The following is a 3,181-nucleotide window of genomic DNA, read 5'->3' on the forward strand; positions in this document are numbered from 1 at the left end:
TGAGTTGTTGTGCGTATGTGTTCAGTGCTTGGGGTAGGAACATTTCGAAGTGGGTGCAGCCCACCGGTAGCACGGTGATCTCACCGGAAACGTAGGGGCGCCAACTATGCAGAAGTGAGCGCGCGGCCCGCCGGTTACGCACGCGGGCGAACCTCGCCGCGAGCCCGTCACCACCGGTGCCCTCACACCGCGATCGCGCAGCCGAAAACATCACCACATCGCCATCGAACACATCCGGTGCATGATCGAGAAGCATCAACTGACCCGCACCGACACTACGCGCCATGAACCGAACCAACTGCGGCGACGGAGGACTAGCCCCATGCCGGGCAATGATGTCAGCCACCCGCGAATACGTCAGCAACCCCACATGCAACGGAACCCGAACCCTGTTGGTGCGCAAGATGTAATCCAAAACCCAACCCTCAGCCACCGCCTGATTCCCGGCGATCTTGCGGGTAATGCGCTTCCAGAACCTGTTCGGGTTCAACAACCCATCCAACAACACCAAACGCTGCACTTCACATCCTCGTCGTTGCAGCTCGACCGCGAGCGCATGGGCCACGACACCACCAAACGACCACCCCAAAATCCGGTAAGGCCCAGTCGGATAAAGCTTCTGGAGCCGATCGGCATAGTTCGCCGCCATACTTCGGATCGATTGCGTCTGAGGCTCTGGAGTCTGATTGATCCCGATGATCGGCCCGTCCACGTACTGTGCCAGAGCCCGGTATGACCAACTCAGGCCGAAACCGTCATGGATGCAACACAGCGGGACACCGTTGCCCTGTTTGAGGATCTCGACAGGGACCACTTCCTCGGCGCTTTCGGCGCGCCCCACCTGTTGAGCCAGGCTCCGAACCGTCGGCGCATCGAACATGATGCGCACCGCCAGGTCAGTATCGAGGCTGGCGTTGATCGAAGCGACGACCCGCATCGCCGACAGGGAATCGCCACCCAGGTCGAAGAACGAGTCGTCGACCCCGACGCGCTCCAGACCGAGAACTTGGGCGTAGATGCCGGCCAGGACCTGTTCCATGGGCGTTTCCGGGGCACGGTAAAGCTCACCGGCGGTGTAGTCCGGGACCGGCAGGGCCCGCACGTCAAGCTTGCCGTTGACTGTCAACGGCAGGCTGTCCACGACCGTCACCGCCGCGGGCACCATGTAGCTCGGTAGCCGCTCAGCGAGCCGGACCCGAATTTCGGCCGGATCAGCAGAACCCGTCACATAGCCGACCAGACGCTTGTCACCGGGACGATCCTCCCGAGCGATGACCGCCGCCTGCTCCACACCCTCCAGACCGGCCAGCACCGCGCGTACGTCACCCAACTCGATCCGATACCCACGAATCTTGACCTGCTCATCAGCCCGACCCAAATACTGCAACTCACCGTCGGCACCCCAACGCACCACATCCCCAGTCCGATACATCCGCTGCCCCGCGGCGAACGGACACGCCACAAACCGCGACCCCGTCAACCCACCCCGACCCAAATACCCACTCGCCAGACCCGCTCCGGCCACATACAACTCCCCCACCACACCCGCGGGCACCGGACGCAACCACCGATCCAACACAAAAAACGCCGCACCCGGTATCGGCGCACCAATCGGCACCACCTCAGAGCCAGCCGTCAACGGCGCACTAAACGACGTGTACCACGTCTCCGTCGGACCGTAACCATTGATCATCAACCGGCCCGGCGCCCACCGATCCACCAACTCCACCGGACACGCCTCACCGGCCACCACCAACGCCGCAGACTCCAAACCCTGCGACGACAACGCCGCCGCAGCCGACGGCGTCTGGTTCAACACCGTCACCTGCTCGGCAACCAGCAACGCGTGCAACTCATCCGGCGAACCCACCACCGCATCAGGCACCACCACCAACCGGCCACCACTGAGCAACGCACCGAAAATCTCCCACACCGACACATCAAAGGCATACGAATGCCACTGCGACCACACCCCCGCGGTCGGCAACCCCACATCCAACGACGTCAGCAACCCGGTGACGTTGCTGTGCGGCACGGCCACCCCCTTGGGCACACCCGTCGTGCCCGACGTATAAATCACATACGCCACATCATCGGCAGCCGGCATGGACAGCGCGCCGCTCGGTTGCATGCCGATCCGCCGATCCGCCACATCGACAACGGCCACACCCAACTGATCCAACCGCCCCACCAACACACCTGCAGTGACCACCGCCACCGGCCGGGCATCACCAACCACCACCGCGATCCGTGCGTCGGGATACGCCGGATCCAACGGCAAGTACGCCGCCCCCGTCTTCAACACCGCCAAGATCGCCACAATCGCCTCAACCGAACGATTCAGCACCAACGCCACACACTCACCAGGCCCGGCACCACAACCAACAAGCAAATGCGCCAACCGATTCGAAGCCTCATCCAGCTCCCAATACGACACCGACCTGCCCTCGAAGGTCACCGCAACCCCATCCGGCACCCGAACCACCTGCCGGGCGAACACCTCCGGAATCGAACCCGCCACCCTCGCCGGCGCGGTCAACGCCGCCCGATTACCCACCTCATCGAGACGAGCACGCTCGACCACATCCAACACATCAATCGACGACAAGCGTTGGGCCGGATCAGCCATCATCACCGCCAGAATCCGCTCCAACCGCCCAACCATCACCCCAACCGTGGCCGCATCAAACACATCAGTCCGGAACTCCACCGAACCACCGATCCCGGCCCAGGCGTCCTCCGCGTCGTACTTTTCTCCAAGAGCGAAGACCAGATCCATACGTGCGGTATGGGTTTCGGCCATCTGTGCCGCAGCCTGCACATCACCCGCCGCCGACTCGGAACCGGACGCATTCGCCGGGTTCTGCCAGGCCAACATCACCTGGATCAGTGGGTGATGACTCAAGCTACGACTCGGGTTGAGCCGGTCCACCAACACCTCGAACGGCACATCCTGATGCTCATACGCTGCCAAACTGCGCTGACGCACCTGCCCCAACAGCTCGCCTACGGTGGGGTCGTCGGCCAGGTCGACCCGCAGCACCAAGGTGTTCACGAAGAACCCGACCAGATCATCCAACGCCGGATCATTACGCCCCGCGATCGGAAAACCCACCGCCACATCGGAACTGGCACTCAAACTCGACAACAACACCGCCAACGCAGCCTGCACCACCATAAA

The 3,181-nt window shown here is 62.8% G+C and carries 1 protein-coding gene; it reads right to left on the reverse strand.

All coding sequences use genetic code 11. The features are described from left to right. Positions 1 to 3,181 (reverse strand): non-ribosomal peptide synthetase (locus BKG60_RS14900; protein WP_120764927.1); only part of this gene is annotated, 3,181 nt, incomplete at both ends.

The sequence above is a fragment of the Mycobacterium syngnathidarum genome (genome assembly GCF_001942625.1).
Lineage (GTDB): Bacteria > Actinomycetota > Actinomycetes > Mycobacteriales > Mycobacteriaceae > Mycobacterium > Mycobacterium syngnathidarum.